At 41.1% G+C, this 18,898-nt stretch carries 13 protein-coding genes; 11 read left to right on the forward strand and 2 right to left on the reverse strand.

Features of this window, described 5'->3' with window-relative positions; genetic code table 11:
• The first annotated feature begins 86 nt into the window (after window positions 1-86).
• The 3 genes from ACDF53_RS04340 (at window position 87) to ACDF53_RS04350 (ending at window position 4,837) form a co-directional block, all read left to right on the forward strand.
• Window positions 87-1,478, forward strand: coding sequence for a cation:dicarboxylate symporter family transporter (locus tag ACDF53_RS04340; RefSeq protein WP_370815606.1), 1,392 nt, complete (start codon window positions 87-89; stop codon window positions 1,476-1,478).
• Between the two features lie 280 nt (window positions 1,479-1,758).
• Window positions 1,759-3,312, forward strand: coding sequence for a nitrite/sulfite reductase (locus ACDF53_RS04345; RefSeq protein ID WP_370815607.1), 1,554 nt, complete (start codon window positions 1,759-1,761; stop codon window positions 3,310-3,312).
• A gap of 709 nt (window positions 3,313-4,021) precedes the next feature.
• Entirely contained in the window at window positions 4,022-4,837 is an 816-nt protein-coding gene (locus ACDF53_RS04350) for a nitroreductase family protein (RefSeq protein ID WP_060924465.1), read from the forward strand.
• 119 nt (window positions 4,838-4,956) lie between these two features.
• On the opposite strand, the gene ACDF53_RS04355 is transcribed toward ACDF53_RS04350, so the two are convergent.
• Window positions 4,957-5,775, reverse strand: coding sequence for a MetQ/NlpA family ABC transporter substrate-binding protein (locus tag ACDF53_RS04355; protein ID WP_105089831.1), 819 nt, complete (start codon window positions 5,773-5,775; stop codon window positions 4,957-4,959).
• A gap of 232 nt (window positions 5,776-6,007) precedes the next feature.
• On the opposite strand from ACDF53_RS04355, the gene ACDF53_RS04360 reads away from it, so the two are divergent.
• The 3 genes from ACDF53_RS04360 to ACDF53_RS04370 all read left to right on the forward strand — a co-directional run bounded on the left by ACDF53_RS04360 (window position 6,008) and on the right by ACDF53_RS04370 (window position 8,271).
• Entirely contained in the window at window positions 6,008-7,174 is a 1,167-nt protein-coding gene (locus tag ACDF53_RS04360; protein ID WP_370815609.1) for an iron-containing alcohol dehydrogenase, read from the forward strand.
• Window positions 7,175-7,274: 100 nt separating this feature from the next.
• Window positions 7,275-7,940, forward strand: coding sequence for an AzlC family ABC transporter permease (locus ACDF53_RS04365; RefSeq protein WP_370816194.1), 666 nt, complete (start codon window positions 7,275-7,277; stop codon window positions 7,938-7,940).
• Window positions 7,933-8,271 carry a branched-chain amino acid transporter permease gene (locus tag ACDF53_RS04370; protein ID WP_303930072.1) on the forward strand — a complete coding sequence of 113 codons (339 nt, stop codon included), beginning with the start codon at window positions 7,933-7,935 and terminating at the stop codon, window positions 8,269-8,271. Before ACDF53_RS04365 ends, ACDF53_RS04370 begins: the two co-directional genes overlap by 8 nt.
• A 129-nt stretch (window positions 8,272-8,400) precedes the next feature.
• Here the strand turns inward: ACDF53_RS04370 and ACDF53_RS04375 are convergent, their stop codons facing one another.
• Window positions 8,401-9,252 carry an aldo/keto reductase gene (locus ACDF53_RS04375; RefSeq protein WP_227721445.1) on the reverse strand — a complete coding sequence of 284 codons (852 nt, stop codon included), beginning with the start codon at window positions 9,250-9,252 and terminating at the stop codon, window positions 8,401-8,403.
• Between the two features lie 93 nt (window positions 9,253-9,345).
• Here ACDF53_RS04375 and ACDF53_RS04380 point away from each other — a divergent pair, with 93 nt between their 5' ends.
• The 5 genes from ACDF53_RS04380 to gltB all read left to right on the forward strand — a co-directional run bounded on the left by ACDF53_RS04380 (window position 9,346) and on the right by gltB (window position 18,774).
• A complete protein-coding gene (locus tag ACDF53_RS04380) occupies window positions 9,346-10,482 on the forward strand; it encodes an efflux RND transporter periplasmic adaptor subunit (protein ID WP_370815610.1) in 1,137 nt (378 codons plus the stop codon).
• 48 nt (window positions 10,483-10,530) lie between these two features.
• Window positions 10,531-11,466 carry a DUF2156 domain-containing protein gene (locus tag ACDF53_RS04385; RefSeq protein WP_199176271.1) on the forward strand — a complete coding sequence of 312 codons (936 nt, stop codon included), beginning with the start codon at window positions 10,531-10,533 and terminating at the stop codon, window positions 11,464-11,466.
• Window positions 11,467-11,665: 199 nt separating this feature from the next.
• Window positions 11,666-12,859, forward strand: coding sequence for an enhanced intracellular survival protein Eis (gene eis, locus ACDF53_RS04390; protein ID WP_370815611.1), 1,194 nt, complete (start codon window positions 11,666-11,668; stop codon window positions 12,857-12,859).
• 1 nt (window position 12,860) lies between these two features.
• Window positions 12,861-13,733, forward strand: coding sequence for an RluA family pseudouridine synthase (locus tag ACDF53_RS04395; RefSeq protein WP_370815612.1), 873 nt, complete (start codon window positions 12,861-12,863; stop codon window positions 13,731-13,733).
• A 454-nt stretch (window positions 13,734-14,187) separates the two neighbouring features.
• Window positions 14,188-18,774, forward strand: a complete 4,587-nt coding sequence (gene gltB, locus ACDF53_RS04400; RefSeq protein WP_370815613.1) for a glutamate synthase large subunit — start codon at window positions 14,188-14,190, stop codon at window positions 18,772-18,774.
• Window positions 18,775-18,898: the final 124 nt, after the last annotated feature.

Raw genomic sequence — 18,898 nt, forward strand, 5'->3', positions numbered from 1 at the left:
TGAATTATTTTACTTGTAAATTTTTCGATATATGATATACTGAGTTCATAACCTATTATTGTGATATGAATTAAAAGAGGTGTATTATGAATATTCCATTCTTTACAGATTACCTCATGCTAAGCAATCCATTAAGTATTGGTATTATCGCAGTGTTTGTGCTCGCGTTAATCGGTATTTATGCTTTGCAACGCAAGGGTACATCCTTTGGTAATCTCGTTATTATTGGCACTATTGTTGGTGCAGTACTCGGTATTGCTATTCAAATTATTGCAGGTTTCCCAGATGATCCTTCTAAAGTGGTTTATATCAAGGAAAGTACAAAATGGTTCTCCCTTGTGGGTGGCGGCTTTATTGATTTGATCCGCATGCTTGTTATTCCTATCGTATTTATTTCCATTGTACATGTTATCTTGCACATGGAAGCAGGTGCAAATCTTAAAAAACTAGTGGTTGCCATGGTTTCTACAAATCTTGGCATGGTAGCCGTTGCTGCTATCGTTGGTCTTATCTTGGGTAATGCTTTCGGTTTAGGTCAAGGATTTGATATCGTTGAATCTGGTAAAAAGATTCGTGAAATCAAACCGATGGTTGATACATTCCGTGCGTTGATTCCAAGTAACCCAATTCAAGCTGCAGCCGAAACAAATGTTATCGGCATCGTAGTATTTGCTATCATCTTGGGTAGTGTTGCTCGTTTGTTGAAGAAAACAGGCATAAATAGCATGGAAATCTTTACTAAGCTATTTGATGAGCTTCACCAATTAATTTCTTGGGTTGCAGACTTCATTATCGGTCTTATGCCATACGGCGTAGTTGCATTATTGGCATCTACATTGGCAACACGTGGTTTGCAAGCTATCTTAGATATGGGCCTATTTGTAGTATTGCTTTACGTTGGTCTTTTGATTATGTTCGTTGTTCAAGCTATCTTGATTTCTAGCTTCGGTTACAACCCGATTACATACTTCAAAAAAGCAAAAGCTCCACTCTTGTTAGCTTTCACATCCCGTTCCTCTATGGGCGTATTGCCTTTAACTGTTGAAACATTGACAAAACGTCTTGGCGTAAATGCTACAACAGCAAATACAGTAGCATCCTTCGGTACTACTGCAGGCATGCAAGGTTGTGCCGGCGTATTCCCAGCACTTGTTGTTGTGTACATCTCTAACGTGGCGGGTATCCCATTTGATTTGACTATGTATATTATGAGTGTTATCGTTATCGCTATCGGTTCCGTTGGTATCGCAGGCGTTCCTGGTACAGCTACAATGGCTGCATCTGTATCCCTTAGTGGTACAGGTCTTGGTGCGTACTTCACATCCATCAGCCCAATTCTTGCTATCGATCCATTGATCGACATGGGTCGTACATGCTTGAACGTATCTGGTTCCTTAACAAATGCTCTCGTAGTAGATAAGATTATGGGCACTATCGATAAAGACGCATATAATAACCCTAATGAAGGTCGTGTCTAATCTTAGGCCTTAGAAACTGACTTGAAAGGATGGTTAGTTTCACATTAAAACTAAACAAAAAGAACAGTCTTCGGGCTGTTCTTTTTTTATTTTAAAATCTACTCTATGTTGATTTGGCTCTTATTAAAAGTAATTATTATTACAGATTGTAAAGCATATTATTTGTAATTGATATTAAAATTGTGAGCTTGGCTACTAACATACGTATGCGTGTATGGTATACTAGCCTATGAAAAGTTCTGTATTATGCTTAATAAATATAAGCCAAGAGGGTACTAATATGATTACACAAGAGTTGAAAGATCGATTAATTGCAGATTATCCAAAGTTTGAAGATATGACGCATAAGTTCTATAAGAAAGAAATGTCTATTGCAGACTATAAAGGGCAATCCGGTGCCTATGGTAGTTATGCTGAGCGTGGTGCTAACTCTGGTATGAGCCGTTGGCGCTTCAACGGTGGGCGCATGACACGCGAGCACATGCAGTTTTTAGCGGACTCTATTCGCAAATATAATTTGCAGCACGTACATTTCACTACTGGCCAATGTTTGCAAATGCATGGCCTCGATGGTGATACAATTCTAAATCTATATAAAGAATGTTATGATCACGGTATCTATAACCGCGGTGCTGGTGGTGACAATCCAAATGTGGTAGCTAGTATTTTGCGCGGTATTGATCCTCGTGAAACCTTAGATATTACGCCATATGCAACGGCTATTAGCGAGTTTCTTCTAGAGCAAATGTTCTACATCAAAATCCCTCGCAAATTTAAAATGGGTATCGATAATGGCTTTGATAGTACGCCGCATGCTACGTTCAAGGACCTTGGTTTCAATTTAACGAAACACAATACCTTTGATGTATACGCTTGTGGTGGTATTGGCCCAAATCCTCGTATTGGTATTCCTGTAGCGCACGATGTGGCGCCTGAGGATGTTTTATACCATGTGAAAGCTATGCTTATGGTCTTTGCTAACCATGGAAATTTCAAAAACCGTGGCAAGGCTCGTACTCGCTATATGCCTGCGGAAATGGGTGGAGCTGAAGCTTTCATCAAGACCTATGAAGAAACATTGGCGATGGTGAAAGAAGTGGAACAATTAACCATTAATCCAGCTGACTATGCTTATGAAATTACAAAAACTGGTAAGCGTGATAAGTCTGTGGAAAACGATCGTATTCACCGTCAAAAACAAGAAGGTTTATACTACGTAGAATACCATCCGGTAGGTGGCGATGCTAATGTAGAACATCTATTGGCTGCGCTTGATTATGCTGTAACACTTGATCAAGTAGAAGCACGCATTGCGCCAGACCAAGCATTGTTCTTTATCAACCTTACTGCTGATGAGGCTCGTAAAATCGCAGAATTAACAGACGATAGTGCGGAAAATGATTTCCGTCGTTCCGTATCCTGCGTAGGCTCTACAGTATGTCAAATCGGTATGCAAGACTCTAATGGCCTATTGAAAGATATCTTTGCACACCTTGAAGAAAAAGGTGTAGATACAAGTAAACTACCTCGTCTACACATCTCTGGCTGTCCACACTCCTGTGGTACACACCAAATTGGTGAAATTGGCTTCCATGGTGCGGTTAAACTAGTAGACAAGAAACCTACAGTAGCCTTCATCCTCGTAGACGGTGGTTCCGAACACATGGGCTCCGAAAACTTCGGTAAAATGGCAGGTAATATCGTAGCCACAAAAATCCCAGAATTCCTAGAAGCCTTGGCAAACATCCTGAACCAATCCCCAGAACCAGACTTTGGTACATGGAGAATGACACACAAAGCGGAATACATGGAACTTATAAAAGCATTTGAGTAAATTTCCTTTTCCGCTTGTGATGGGGGCCCAGCAATTGAGCAGATATTATGTCGTTTGCTATGGGGCCCCGTTTCACTACGACAACTTAATTAAAAATAAAACTAGGTATCTCCTTGCTCCGTCCTTCGTAAAGTCGCTGCAGAAATACCTAGTTTTATTTTTATAACACCTGCTATGAATTAGTCCCATAGCAAGCGACTATTCTCTCTATATGTTGCTGGCTCCCCGTCACAAGCTACATTTGATCTTTACTCAATATGCTTTTATGTGATGAGGGAAGGCACCACTACTATAAAGCCTAGCCGCAGGCTAGCTTCTTCCAGATGGAGGGCGTGGCGCCACTACTCTAAAGCCTATTATAGGGTGTACAATTTTAGTGTTTTCTAGATTTATTTTATAGATTAATTGTAATGGTGCTTGGGCGTGCTTATAACTTGATTATAGTTGCCTTTTGGATGGGACATCTTTACAAATAGAGTGATAAAAAAGTAAGGATGCGCTTGTGCAGCGACTTTGCGAAGAACGGAGCAAGCAAGGGTATCCTTACTTTTTTTACCAAGTTGTACTAACGAAACGGGGCCCCATCCGAAAGGGCAATATATAGCGATAAGCTAGCACCATTACAATTAAATCGATTGGTTAAAACTAGATATCACTTGATTTTGTGTGTTATAATAGGCTTTATAGTAGTGTTTGGAGGATTTATCAGATGTTATTTACCGTCAATACAGAAGTCTGTACACGATGCGGCCTTTGCGTAGCTGACTGTCCAACAGGCTTGCTAGTGATGTCCGAAAATGGGCCTGTAACTGGCAAAGGAGGTTGTATCTCCTGTGGGCATTGTATTTCTGTATGCCCTACACTTGCTCTTGATAGTGATATGACACCACGTAAAGAGCAAATTGATATCACAAAAGAACAAAAATTAACGCCAGAGCAAGCTGAGTTATTCTTGCGTAGCCGTCGCTCTATTCGTAATTATCAAAATAAACCAGTTCCTGCTGAGCTTATTCGCAAGGTATTAAACGTTGCGAGAATGGCTCCAACAGCGACAAATACACAAGGTATTTCCTATATTGTTGTTCGGGATAAACAAAAGTTGCGCCGCATTGCAGATCTCGTTCTTGAGTGGATGCATTTAGCTGCAAAAACTGTGCCCATTATGCGTCTTTATGCTCGTGCAGCACAAGCTGAAGTTGATAAAGGTAAGGAATACATCTTGCGCGATGCGCCTGCGTTAGTAGTGGCTATCGGTTCTAAAAAGGATATTCATCGTACTCACGATAGTGGTCATTCTTGCTTGTCTTATGCAGAGTTGTATGCGCCAACATTAGGATTAGGCACTTGTTGGGCAGGCTTCTTTGAACATGCTGGGGAAGCAGAATATAAACCATTATTGGATCTATTAGGTGTACCTGAGGATAAAATCATTGCTGGTGGTATCTTGATGGGCTATCCAAAGGTTCGTTACCGCAATATTGTGGAACGCCAACCATTGGACGTTACATTCGACACTGAAGAATAAACGTGATTGATACTAAAGAATAAAATAAAAGCGATACTCTAAAAAGTTAGGGTATCGCTTTTTGGCATTATAAATAAAAGAACCGGCCTCTAATTTGATAGAGGTCGGTTCTTGTTTATTTAGTTTGCAGAGGTAATGCTACCTTTGAAAGTATCGTTGATGAATTGTTTAATTGCATCAGATTTGTAAATGTCTGCAATTTTTTTGTAAGTTTCATTGTCTTTGTCTTCACTACGTACCGCAAGTACGATAACTGTTAGTGGTTCATCTTTTGATTCGAAGAAGAAGCCTTGTTTTTCTACACTAAGGCCAGCACTTTGTACATAATTCATTGGAATAACTGCAATTGTTACATCATCTAGACTACGAGGTAATTGAGCTGCTTCTAATTCTTGAATCTTTATATTTTTCGGATTAGATGTGATATCTGCAACAGTTGCTTTGAAGCCGACACCATCTTTTAACGTAATTAATCCAGCTTTAGCTAATAATACTAATGCACGACCACCATTAGTAGGGTCATTTGGAATAGAAACCGTAGCGCCTTCAGGTACATCTTGTACGCTATGTACACTATTACTATATAATCCCATACGCACTAAAAGGGTTTTACCGATTGCTACTAAGTTGGAACCATTTTGTTTGTTAAAGTTTTCCATGAATGGCACGTGTTGGTACGCATTTAGTTGAATGTCACCATCAGCAAGAGCTTTATCTGGTGTTACATAATCGGAGAACTCTACAACTTTAAGGTCGATACCTTGTTTTTTAGCCTCTTTTGCAACTGCTTCAGCTACTTGAGCGTGAGGACCTGCAGTAGCACCGATTTTAATTTCTTTTGGTGCTTGGCTAGATTGATTTGTATCTGTGCCGCAACCTGCGATGGCGAATGCTAGAACGCCAACGAGAAGAGGGGCAATAAATTTTTTTAATTTCATGTGAACATCCCTTTCTACTTATACATATAATGTATATATCCTATCATGTGAATGGGATTTTGTATATAGAGCAAAAGATATCGGTTAGCTATAGATTAAAGCTATGGCTTTTATGAGCTCGCTAATGATAAGGGGTGTAGCATATCTAAGAATATCGAAAAAATGATATAATAGATATAAATTTCGTACAATTAGACTTATAGGTTTTATATGATATACATAGGAGGTCACTATGTTTAACTTTGATTTTTATAACCCTACACATATTGTATTCGGTAAAAATCGCTTGAGCGAATTAAATGCATTAGTGCCAAAGGATGCAAAGGTGCTCATTACGTATGGTGGTGGCTCTGCAGTGCGCAGTGGTCTTATTGACCGCATTGTTGCAGCTCTTGGCAGTCGCAAGGTAGAACAGTTTGGCGGTATTGAGCCAAATCCATCTCTTGAAACTTGTGAACGTGCCGTTGCTTTCATTAAAGAACATGGCGTAGATTTCGTCCTTGCCGTAGGTGGTGGTTCCGTAGTGGACGCTACAAAGCTCATCGTTATGGGTGCTACTTATGATGGCCCTGTTATTGAGGTTATGAAAGCTGGTGTTCCAGAGGTTCCGGTAGAAATGGTACCAAATCCATTACCATTTGGTACCGTTATGACACTACCTGCCACAGGTTCTGAAATGAACAATGGCGCTGTTATTACCTATGGTGATGGTAAGTTCCCTGTGTTCAGTAGCTTAGTATTTCCTAAGTTCTCTATGCTCGATCCAACATTGACTTTCACATTGCCAGAAAAACAAGTTAAGAATGGCGTTATCGATACATTCGTGCATACCACAGAGCAATATTTAACATATCCTGTAGACGGCCGTATTCAAGATCGTTTCAGTGAAGGCATTTTGAAAACTATGATTGAAATCGGCAAAGAAACAATAGAGAACCCAGAAAACTACGATGTTCGTGCTAATCACGTGTGGGCTTCTACCTTGGCATTAAACGGCTTAATCGGTGCCGGCGTACCACAAGACTGGGCGACACATCTTATCGGTCATGAGTTAACGGCGGCTTACCATCTTGACCACGGCATTACATTGGCTATCGTATTGCCTGCGTTGTTAGAGGTGAAAAAAGCCGACAAGCTTGATAAATTGGCACAATATGCTACACGTGTATGGCATATTACGGAAGGTACAAAAGAGGAAAAAGCGGATAAGGCTATCGCCAAAACTCGTGAATTCTTCGAGTCCCTTGGCGTATCTACTCATTTGAAAGATTATGGTCTTGGCGCTGAAGCAGTTGATAAAATTGTGAAACAATTAGAAGACCATGGTATGACACGACTTGGTGAAAAAGGTGATGTAACGCCAGAAGTAGCTCGCGAAATTTTAACGCGTGCTTTATAATAAATAACATTAACACTTTAAATGTATGTGATGTGGAAAGGAGGCGAGCCCTATGAATGAAATAAAACATCGAAGTGCATTTTCCTTTGCATTTCCTATTATGGTTCCTATGGGCGTTAGCTTCTTTTTCATAGGTTTAGGATTTGGTTTATATGCAACGAGCCAAGGGTTCCCTTGGTGGACGGCGCCAGTTTTAGCAGCTACTATTTTTGCAGGCTCCATGGAGTTTGTGACGATTGGCATGTTGATGGCCGGATTTGATCCGATTAATGCGTTTATACTGACCATGTTCGTTAATGGACGCCATTTCTTTTATGGACTATCTGCACTACAACGATATGTACATATGGGCTGGAAATGGTTTCCTACGGTTGCCTGGATGTGTGATGAAAGTTTTGCCATCAATATGGCGACTAAGTTACCAGATGATGTGGATGAAAAGTGGTTTTACTTCCACGTGTCTTGGCTCAACTATGTGTTCTGGGTATTTAGTACCTTTGTAGGCGGTCTGTTTGGCAATCTCTTGGCCACCGTAGATTTACGGGGCATCGATTTTGTATTACCAGGTCTATTCATTGTGGTATTCCTTGAAATGCTGCTCAACGCAAAAAATAACAAGATAAGAGCCTTTGGCGTAGCTGGTGCCGCTATGGCGATAGTTATGCTCTTATTGGTAGGCAAATCGCTCTTTATGCTTTTATCCATGAGCTGTATGCTAGTAGCCTGCTATATTGCGTATAAGTGGGGAGGTGTACATCTTGACTAGTACAGAAATGGTCATCACCGTTGCTATTGTTGTGGCCGGTACATTACTTACTCGTTTTGGTGCCTTCCTCGTATTTCCACCAGGAAAAAAGGCGCCAGATTTTGTACTTTTTTTAGGTAAGGCTTTGCCGGCTGCCGTTATGGGCATGCTCGTTGTATATACCTTTAAAGAGACTGTCGTTCTAGCATATCCTTATGGTATCCCTGAGCTCATAGCATTAGTCGTTACGGTAGGATTACATCTATGGAAACGTAACATGCTCATATCGATTGCTGCCGGTACAGTGATTTATATGATACTCGTACAAACCGTATTTAATGTACCAAAATAAAATAAACCACTTATATCTATCTAACTTAGATATAAGTGGTTTTTTACATATATTGTTTTATTTACTTTGTCAGCATAGTTGTAGTGTGTATTATAATTGATGCTAACCACAAATAGGAGTTAGTATGTACTATTTAAGTTGTAATAGTCTTTCAAGACCTGGTGCTGTATGGTGATCTTCCAAGAAGTCTTGTTGGTCTAATAGTTCCATAACATCCATGTCGATGTTTGTTAGTTTGAAATCGAATACATCGAAGTTGGCTTCCATGTGACTTACATTATTTGCTTTTGGCAATGGAATGATGCCACGTTGGATGTGCCAACGCAAGATAATTTGATGTTTAGACACGCCGTATTTTTCAGCCAAGCTTTTGATGATAGGATGGTCAAAAATAGGTTGGCGGTCACGGGTGAATGGAGACCAAGCCATGCCCACTACTTGATGCTTTCTCATCAATTGAATAAGAGATTGGCGTTGGTTGAATGGATGACATTCAATTTGGTTTACCACAGGTTTCACATTGCAGTGATATAGCAAGTCGATTAATCGGTCTTCGTAAAAGTTAGACAGGCCTAACCCACGCAATACGTTTTGATCGTATAACTCTTCCATGGCGCGCCAAGAACCATAATAGTCGCCAAGGGGTTGATGTACGAGCATAATGTCGATGTAATTAGTGTCTAATTTTTTCAAGGAGCTTTCAACAGCACGCATTGTATTATCGTAGCCCGCGTCGGTATGCCAAATTTTTGTGGTAATAACGATGTCAGTACGTTTAACGCCAGATGCTTTGATGCCTCTGCCAACGGCCTCTTCGTTGCCGTAGTAGGCAGCCGTATCGAGTAAACGATAGCCTACGTTTAGTGCGTTGGTTACGGCTTGTTCTGTTTCCCCTTCGCTACCTGTTTTGTAGGTGCCATAACCGATAGAGGGAATGAAGCTGCCGTTATTTAAAATTCTAAAGTCCATCCGTTCTTCCATGAGAACCTCCGTTATATCCATTAATTAAAGGAATTAGCTTTCATACAATTCTAATTGATTTTATGATATACTAAGGTATTGATAAAAATCAATATGACAGGAAGTGACAGAATGAAATTAAAACGAATTTATTCTGTAGTTGCTATGCTTGGTGTTGTGATGATGGCCTTGTCCATCGCTGGTTGCGGTACGAAAACGGTATCCGTTGCTGATGTAACATACAAGGATATGCCGCTGCAGATTCATAATGATGCCAATGTAACAGCTCTTAATAAGGCGACGGTAACGCCGACGTTGACGGGGCAGGTCGCATATGCTGTGAAAGTAGGCGACCAAGTACAACAAGGTCAAGTCTTGGCCACTGTAGATACATCGGCTTTACAGCAACAGCTAGCATCATTACAAGGTCAGTTAGCGCAAGCCTCAGCTCAGTCCTATGCGACGTCTGTGACAACTACGACAGCAGCGTCTGTAGATAGTGCTCAATTGGCGCAAGCTCAGAAGATGCGCGAAGCGGGCATGATTACTCAAAAAGAATATGATCGCATTGTAGAGCGGTCTCAGCCACAAACTACGACAGTAACAACTGGCGGTGGCGGCGGTGGCGCTAATACAGCGGCTATCGAGGCTCAAATCGCTCAAGTATCTGCTCAAATGGCTGCTTCTACAATTGTAGCGCCCATAGCTGGTACGGTAACAGCTATTTACAATGAGGACCGTCAAATGGCCATTGCAGATCGTCCATTCATGATGATTCAACAATCTACACCGATGGTAGCATCCCTTAGCATTCCTCGTGATGCGGCGATGAAGTTAGGCACACCTGACGCTAAAAAAGGTATCAAGGTACTCCTTAAGGTAGGCGACCAAGAATTACCTGGCGAATTGACCTATGTAGATGTAACACAGCCAGAAAATGTGCCAAGTGTTCTTGTGAAAGCTACTTTCAACAATGACAAAGGCCTCATTAAGGCTGGTGAATTCTATACATTGATTATCGAGTCTAATGTAAAAGCGAAAATGCTCACTGTACCAAGTAAAGCAGTTCGTGAAAACCAAGATGGCAAATACGTGTATGTATTGACTGAAAATAATACAGTTGACGTACGTGTCGTTGAAGTAGGTATGACAGAAGATGATGATGTAGCCATTATTTCAGGCCTAAATGAAGGTGACAAGGTAATCACAAGTGATGGAACCTTTGAATTAGGGGAATCCGTTAAATTATAATGAATAACATTAAACTTTCACCAATGGTGAATACCTCAATTGAGGAATCTGATAGGAGGGATTATTATTTTAGAATTTAAACGTTTTGAACTAAGAGATAAACCATTAATCGATAAATATTTTGAACAACATCATTATGAAGCATCTGATAACTGTTTTACTACATTGTTTATGTGGCAAGATGCGTATGGCATCCGTTGGGCTGAGGAAAATGGTGTATTGTACATCCAAGGTGGCGGTAAACGTGAACCATTCCTATTGCCTCCATTTGCCGGTAAAGATGCAAAGTTCCTCGATGGTTTATTGCGAGCTAAAGAATGGTTCGTAGAAAATAACTTGCCATTCCGCTTTAAAGGTGTTAGCAAAGTTGTAAAAGAACGCATGGAAGAGTTATGTCCTGGTCGTTATGAATTTACACCTGACCGCGACAACTACGAATACATTTATAAGTCTGAAGATCTTATCAACTTGTCTGGCAAGAAATTCCGTCAAAAGAAAAACCATTTGAATCAATTCCGTATGCAATATTCTAACTATGAATATATGCCAATCACTGAAGATATCATTCCATTGTGCCGCGAAACGGCAGCGTCCTGGGTAGAAACTCATCATGAAGAAGGTATCGAAGATGAATTGGTAGCTATCAACTTGTTATTCGATAACTGGGATGCGTTAGGTCTTAAAGGCGGCGCCATCAAATTGTTTGGCCGTGTTGAAGCCTTCAGTATCGGTGAATTGTTGAATGATAAAATGGCGTTGATTCATATTGAAAAAGCAAATCCAGATATCCGTGGTTTGTACCAAGCTATCAATAATGAATTCATTCGTCATGAATTTAGCGATGTAGAGTTTATCAACCGTGAAGAAGATATGGGCTTGCCTGGTCTTCGTCAAGCAAAAGAATCTTACAATCCAGATCACTTTGCTGAAAAATATGACGCAGTATATGCTAACGAAGCAGACAATGCGACAGGCGGTAAATAAAAATTTGAGCTATGAAGCCGATGTGCTTCATAGCTCCTTTTGTTATAATAGAAGTGTTAGCCTATCTATTTGAGCGTATATTTTGTATTATCATGGCGATGCGATGCGATGCGATGCGATGCGATGCGATGCGATGCGATGCGATGCGATGCGATATAACAGATAGAAAGCGGTTTATTACTATAACGAGGATATACTTATGGAATTTAGAATTGCAACGGCTCAAGATACGCCACATGTGGAAAATCTATGGGCGTACTGCTTTGAACCAAAGGAAGACTCATTCTTCCAATATTACTTTACAAATTGCTATGAACCAGAAAATACCATGGTTGGTCTTGAACAAGGTCAATTGTTGAGTACCGTTCATTTGCGTCAATATAATATCAATGTTCGTGGTGCTGTATTGCCTACAAGCTATATGGTTGGCGTGGCCACACATCCAGCAGCTCGTCGTGGTGGCGTAGGTGGTGCGTTGTTAAAGGCTTCGCTTGAAGAACTTCGCAACCGAGGTCAAGCATTGACGATTTTGATGCCTTCCAAGGCTGCATTCTACCAACAATATGGTTGGGAACTCTATGCTCATCAATGGGTGAACACCATGTCTCTTGAAGATTTGCGCCCTATGACGGATAAATCTTTGAGCTTTGGCTTACTTAATAGCGTAGACCAATGGACTTTACTAGACCCAGTATATAAAGCGTATACTGCGTGTTTATCCGGTTATGCAGAGCGCGGTGAAAAGGAATGGAAACGCTTGCTCGGTAGCTTCTTTGCAGAAGGCGTAAACATCGCTGTTGTGCGCAATGATGAAAATATCATTGAAGGGTATGCCGTATATCGTTTAGGGCAACCTGAAATCCCTGTTTCTGAATTGGTTTATACTACACGCCGTGCACAACGAGCATTGCTCAATTATTTCTACAATCATCGTTCCCAAGGCAGTTCTATCCGTTGGAATGAAGGTCTTCACGATACATACTATCGTTTCTATCCAGATGGTAAAAGCGGTCATGCCACTATGCCGTATATGATGAGTCGTATTGTTGATGTGAAAGCGGCTCTGGAAGCGATTCCAGTCAATCCAGAGGCATTGATGATGCCTATTACTTTGACCTTTGGTGTTAAAGATAGCCTTTGTGCATGGAATGAAGGTCGCTACGAAGTAAAATACGGCGGTGCATTAATGCCAACTGTTAAGAAAGTATCTGATACGCTTGAAGGTGAAGTAGACCTTACTGTTGAAGTGGGCGCTTTAAGCCAACTTTTGATGGGCACATTAACAGCACGTGACCTTGCCTTTGAAGGTAAACTTTCAGTAGGTCAAGAATGGTTAGATTATTTCGATATCCTCTATCCTGAACAAAAAACATATATTAACGAATGGTGGTAATATGAGCTGGAAAACGTATACGGTAAAAGAACCGACAGAATTAACAGTCTCTAAATATGTAAAGGAACGATTTTCTCTATCCTCTCGGGATATTCAAATGATGTTCCGCAAGAAACGGGTAAAAGTAAATAGCCGTGTAGCCCATTCTCAGCGTTCCCTCAAAAAAGGTGATGTATTAACCTTGGAACTGCCACAGGATAAAGACTATGGCGTCGATGTAGAAAAAGGTCCTATTACAGTTCTTTACGAAGATGCTCATACCTTGGTGGTTGATAAAGCTCCGTTCATGCTTGTTCATCCAGCGGGACAAACTAAATCTGGTACATTGAGTAACTATGTAGCTGGGTATTATGCGAAAAAAGGTGTAGTTCACAAGGTGCGCCCTGTACATCGTCTTGACCGAGACACATCTGGTTGTATTCTCTTTGGTAAAACAAAGGAAGCTCAGCAATATTACACTGATGAATTGCAAGCTGGTCGTATCGACCGTATCTACACAGGCTTAGTAGAAGGCTGTATTAGCGAAGATGGCGTAGTTGATGAACCGATTGGTGTGGATCCTGTCTTTGATAACCGCCGTGTAGTTGATGAATTTGGACAACCAGCTCAAACGGAATATACAGTTCTAGGTCATAAAGATGGTAAAACGCTGTTAAGATTCAAGCTGTTAACTGGCAGAACACATCAAATTCGAGTACATATGGAATATATAGGTCATCCTATTGTTGGTGATGCTATGTATGGTACGCGTAATAAACCATACACGCGCCAATGCTTACATGCCTCAGAAATCACCTTTGCACCCTATGGTAAGGATGAGCCTATCACAGTGACCTGTGAAGTAGGGGATAATTTTGGCTGTGAAAAGTCCTGATTGCATTTATAAACTCTATCAATTATAATTTATATGATGATGTGGTCACAGAGCGTGCCACGTAAAATAAAGAAAGCTCAATTGCTAGATGTGGACATAGAGCGTGCCACGTAAAAAAAAAAAAGCTCAATCGATGATAAAAAAACATATCCCTTGATGCTTGTGTATACATGTATACAAAAAACAATAGTGATAAAAATGCATAGTCTATGACTTAAAGTCATAGACTATGTTTTTTTTATATTTTCAATTCACAGTGGACAGGAGTATACTATGTATAGACAAAAATTCTATAGAATTTAAAACTTAGATGAGGTTATGGACAGTCACAGCCGATAATATCACTACAGAATGGATTCTTTAGAGGTAGTTTATAGTTTATACTTTCACCAAGACCGAACGGAACGATGCCGCAGAGCTTGGATTGATCAAGTGATATGAAGGAGTGCACGTTATGGATATGAATCAGAGCACAATCGAGCAACAACGTCTAGATCAAGCTAGACTAGAAGCTAATGGTATGTACAGCAGCCAATTTGAAAAGGATGCGTGCGGCATGGGCTTTGTCGTTAATATTAAGGGTAAAAAATCTCACGATATTATCGATGATGGCTTGCGCATTTTAGAGCGTCTTGAGCATCGTGGTGGTGCTGGTGCAGATAAGGACACAGGGGATGGTGCCGGTATTTTGGTGCAAATTCCTCATGAGTTCTTCAAACGCGAGTGCGAAGTGCTTGGCATTAACTTGCCCTCCGCTGGTGATTACGGCGTAGGCATGGTATTCGCTCACAAATATGAAAGCCTCCGCAACGAGCAAAAACGTATTTTTGAAGAGGTGGTACGCGAAGAAGGTCAAGTAGTTCTCGGCTGGCGTGAAGTACCAGTTGATGGTACTAAAGTTGGTCATGAAGCTGCTGCCATTCGTCCATGGATGATTCAAATCCTCATCGGTAAAGGCCCAGATATTACAAATAATAAAGAGTTCGAACGCAAATTATACATCATTCGTAAATTAGCGGAAAAACGCATCATTCCATTGAGCAAAGAATTATCTAGTGATTTCTATATTGCATCCTTGTCCTCTAAAACAATCGTATATAAAGGGATGTTGACACCTGGTCAATTGCGTGACTTCTACCTTGATTTGAGTGACCTTGACTTTACATCTGCATTGGCGATGGTTCACTCTCGCTTCAGTACGAATACATTCCCAAGCTGGGCCCGGGCACATCCTAACCGTTTTTTAGTTCACAATGGTGAAATCAACACTATTCGCGGTAATGTAAACTGGATCAATGCTCGTGAAGGCAAAGCGGAATCTCCATTGTTCCCGGACATCAAAAAAGTATTCCCTGTAGTTGATGACAGCGGTTCTGACTCCGCTATGTTCGATAACACATTGGAATTCTTACACATGACAGGTCGTTCTTTGCCTCATGCTATTATGATGATGATTCCTGAACCTTGGGAACGCAACAATCTCATGAGCCAAGAAAAACATGACTTCTATGAGTTCAATAGCTTCATGATGGAACCATGGGATGGTCCTGCTGCTATGGGCTTCACTGATGGTACTGTTATCGGTGGCGTACTTGACCGCAATGGTTTGCGTCCTGCTCGTTACTATGTAACAACTGATGATCGCGTTATCATGGCCTCCGAAGTGGGTGTAGTAAACGAAAACGCTGAAAATATTCGTGCTAAAGGTCGTTTGGAACCAGGTAAAATGCTTCTCATTGATACGGAAGAACAACGTATCATTTCCGATGAAGAAATCAAACAACGCGTTGCCACTGAATTGCCATATGATGAATTGGTAAAAGAGCACGTTATCCACTTGTCTGAAATTACACAAGCTGATGAAAGTGATATTCCAAAAGTTGAAGATTTGTTCAAAAAGCAACAAGCCTTTGGTTATACCCAAGAAGACCTTGTACGTATGATTGTACCTATGGCAAAGGATGGTAAAGATCCTGTAGGTGCAATGGGTGCCGATGCTCCACTTGCTATCTTGTCCGATAAACCACAATTGTTATACAGCTACTTCAAGCAAATGTTCGCGCAAGTAACAAATCCTCCAATCGACTCCATTCGTGAGGAAATGGTTACATCTACACGCGTTATGCTTGGTAACTCTGGTAACTTAACAGACCCTAATAAAGCTGGTACTTATGCGTTGTCCATGCGTACACCAATCCTTACTAATCAAGAATTGGCGTCCATTAAGGCTCTTGACTGCCGCCGTATGAAGTCTGTTACATTGCCAATCCTTTTCGACCCAACTAAGGGTGCTGATGGTTTGCGCGATGCATTGAATGAATTGTGCGAAAAAGCAGAAGAAGCAGCACGTACAGACCAAAATGTATTGATTTTATCTGACCGTGGCGTTGATGAAAATCATGCACCAATTCCTGCATTGTTAGCTGTAGCAGCTGTTCATAATCACTTGATTAGAAAAGTATTGCGCACAGAAATTGGTCTTATCCTCGAATCTGGTGAGCCTCGCGAAGTACATCATTTCTGTACACTGATCGGTTATGGTGTAACCGCAATCAATCCATATGTAGCTCTTGAAACTGTACGTGATTTACAAGCCCATAAACGCCTTGGTGATATTACTCCTGAACAAGCAGAAAAGAACTACATCAAAGCGGCTGTGGGCGGTATCATGAAAGTTATGTCCAAAATGGGTATCTCCACAGTACGTTCTTATCAGGGTGCACAAATCTTTGAAGCCTTGGGATTGAATACTAACTTCATTAACAAGTTCTTTGTAAATACACCAACACGTATTGGCGGTATTGGTCTTGTAGGTGTTGCTAATGAAGCATTGGCTCGTTTTGACCGTGCTTTCAAATCTGATGAATCTGTACTTGAACCGGGTGGTTGGTATGGTCCTGTAAAAGATGGGGAAGAACATTTATTCAACCCTAAAACAATTGAGCTTTTACAAGAATCCCTCATCAATGGCGACTATGCTAAATATAAAGAATACTCTAAAGCTATCCGCAACGATTACCACGTAACATTGCGTTCCTTGATGGAATTAAATTACCCTGTAGGTGGCGGCATTCCTATCGAAGAGGTTGAGCCTGAAGAATCCATCGTAAAACGCTTTAAAGCGGGTGCTATGAGTTATGGTGCCATCAGTAAAGAGGCTCATGAAGCGATTGCTATCGCTATGAACCGTCTTGGTTCTACATCTAACTCTGGTGAAGGCGGCGAAGACGTAGCTCGTTTCAAACCATTGCCAAATGGCGACAGCATGAATTCCGAAGTAAAACAAATTGCATCTGGTCGTTTCGGTGTAACTGCGAATTACCTCGTTCATGCAAAAGAGTTGCAAATTAAATGTGCTCAAGGTGCTAAACCAGGTGAAGGTGGTCAATTGCCAGGTAAAAAGGTATACCCTGAAATTGCAAAAGCTCGTCACTCCACACCAGGCGTTGAGCTCGTATCTCCACCACCTCATCACGATATTTACTCCATCGAAGATTTGGCTGAGTTGATTTACGATTTGAAATGCATCAACAAAGATGCACGCATTTCCGTTAAATTAACATCTGAAGCAGGCGTTGGTACTATCGCTGCCGGTGTGGCGAAAGCAAAAGCAGACAACATTTTAATCTCTGGTTACGACGGTGGTACAGGTGCGGCAGGCCGTACGTCTGTAAAACACGCTGGTGTGCCTTGGGAATTAGGTTTGTCCGAAACTCATCAAACATTGATGCTCAATAGATTGCGCGACCGCGTTCAATTAGAAGTAGATTCCAAGTTGATGACAGGTTTCGACGTAGCCGTAGCGGCTATGCTAGGTGCTGAGCTATTCGGCTTCGGTACACTGCCACTCGTTGCAGTAGGCTGTAAAATGGCTCGTGTATGTAACCTCAACACATGTCCTTATGGCGTAGCTACGCAAGATGAAAAATTACGTGCTCGTTTCACTGGTAAACCTGAGTATGTAGAAAACTTGATGATCTTCATCGCTCGTGAGTTGCGCGAAATCATGGCTCGCTTAGGTATTCGCTCTGTAGCTGAACTCGTTGGTCGTATTGACCTGGTTCGTCAAAAATCTCAAGACGATAACTTCAAATTGTCTCGTGTTGACCTTAAACGCATTTTGTTCCGTCCATACATCGATTCCTCTGTAGGTCATATGCACACTGTTGACCAAGATCACGAATTGGAACGCACTTTGGATATGTCGAAGCTCTTGCGTATGTGCCGTCCTGCTATTGAGGACCAAAAACCTATTCGCGCTAAATTGGCTATCACAAATATTAACCGTGTTGTAGGTACCTTGGTTGGTTCTGAGGTAACTCGTCGTTACGGTGAAAGCGGCTTGCCAGACAATACAATCAAGTTGAACTTTGAAGGCTCTGCTGGTCAATCCTTCGGTGCTTTCATCCCTAAAGGTATGACATTAGAACTTGAAGGGGATGCGAATGATTACCTCGGTAAAGGCTTATCTGGTGGTACTATCACTGTATATCCTCCTAAAGACTCTATCTTTGAAGCTGACGAAAATATCCTTATTGGTAACGTTGCTTTCTATGGTGCTACTTCTGGTACATCCTACATCAACGGTGTAGCTGGTGAACGTTTCGCCGTTCGTAACAGTGGTATCACTGCTGTTGTTGAAGGTGTAGGCGACCATGGTTGTGAATACATGACTGGTGGCGAAGTGCTTGTTCTCGGTAAAATCGGACGTAACTTCGCAGCAGGTATGTCCGGTGGCTATGCGTACATCCTTGACTGTGATGAGCGCTATGTAAACACAGGTCTCGTAGAACTACGTCCTGCTAACACAGAAGCTGACCTTAAACGCATTAAAGAATTAGTAGAACAACACGTATTGCATACTAACTCTGCTAAAGGTCGTCACATCCTAGAAAACTGGAATAACTTTGTAAATAGATTTACAAAAGTTGTACCTGTAGCATACGAAGAAATGCATGCTGCTATTGAACGTTTTAAAGCAGAAGGCTTGTCCTTGGAAGAAGCTCAATTAGCTGCATTCAAAGAAAAATATACAAAATAATTAACTTCATGAAAAACACTAGTCAAAGACTAGTGTTTTTCTTTGCAATTGACAACACTAGATTTTCATTGAATAAAATTGATATAATAAGTGTAATTTAGTAGATAAAGTATCGTGATTTAAC

It is taken from the genome of Veillonella sp., from assembly GCF_041333735.1.
Taxonomy (GTDB): domain Bacteria; phylum Bacillota; class Negativicutes; order Veillonellales; family Veillonellaceae; genus Veillonella.

Bases quoted from the DNA above. Each gene is read 5' to 3' on its own strand.
- ACDF53_RS04340 (WP_370815606.1), top strand. From the start codon at position 87: ATGAATATTCCATTCTTTACAGATTACCTCATGCTAAGCAATCCATTA.
- ACDF53_RS04345 (WP_370815607.1), top strand. From the start codon at position 1,759: ATGATTACACAAGAGTTGAAAGATCGATTAATTGCAGATTATCCAAAG.
- ACDF53_RS04350 (WP_060924465.1), top strand. From the start codon at position 4,022: ATGTTATTTACCGTCAATACAGAAGTCTGTACACGATGCGGCCTTTGC.
- ACDF53_RS04355 (WP_105089831.1), bottom strand. From the start codon at position 5,775: ATGAAATTAAAAAAATTTATTGCCCCTCTTCTCGTTGGCGTTCTAGCA.
- ACDF53_RS04360 (WP_370815609.1), top strand. From the start codon at position 6,008: ATGTTTAACTTTGATTTTTATAACCCTACACATATTGTATTCGGTAAA.
- ACDF53_RS04365 (WP_370816194.1), top strand. From the start codon at position 7,275: ATGGTTCCTATGGGCGTTAGCTTCTTTTTCATAGGTTTAGGATTTGGT.
- ACDF53_RS04375 (WP_227721445.1), bottom strand. From the start codon at position 9,252: ATGGAAGAACGGATGGACTTTAGAATTTTAAATAACGGCAGCTTCATT.
- ACDF53_RS04380 (WP_370815610.1), top strand. From the start codon at position 9,346: ATGACAGGAAGTGACAGAATGAAATTAAAACGAATTTATTCTGTAGTT.
- eis (WP_370815611.1), top strand. From the start codon at position 11,666: ATGGAATTTAGAATTGCAACGGCTCAAGATACGCCACATGTGGAAAAT.
- ACDF53_RS04395 (WP_370815612.1), top strand. From the start codon at position 12,861: ATGAGCTGGAAAACGTATACGGTAAAAGAACCGACAGAATTAACAGTC.
- gltB (WP_370815613.1), top strand. From the start codon at position 14,188: ATGGATATGAATCAGAGCACAATCGAGCAACAACGTCTAGATCAAGCT.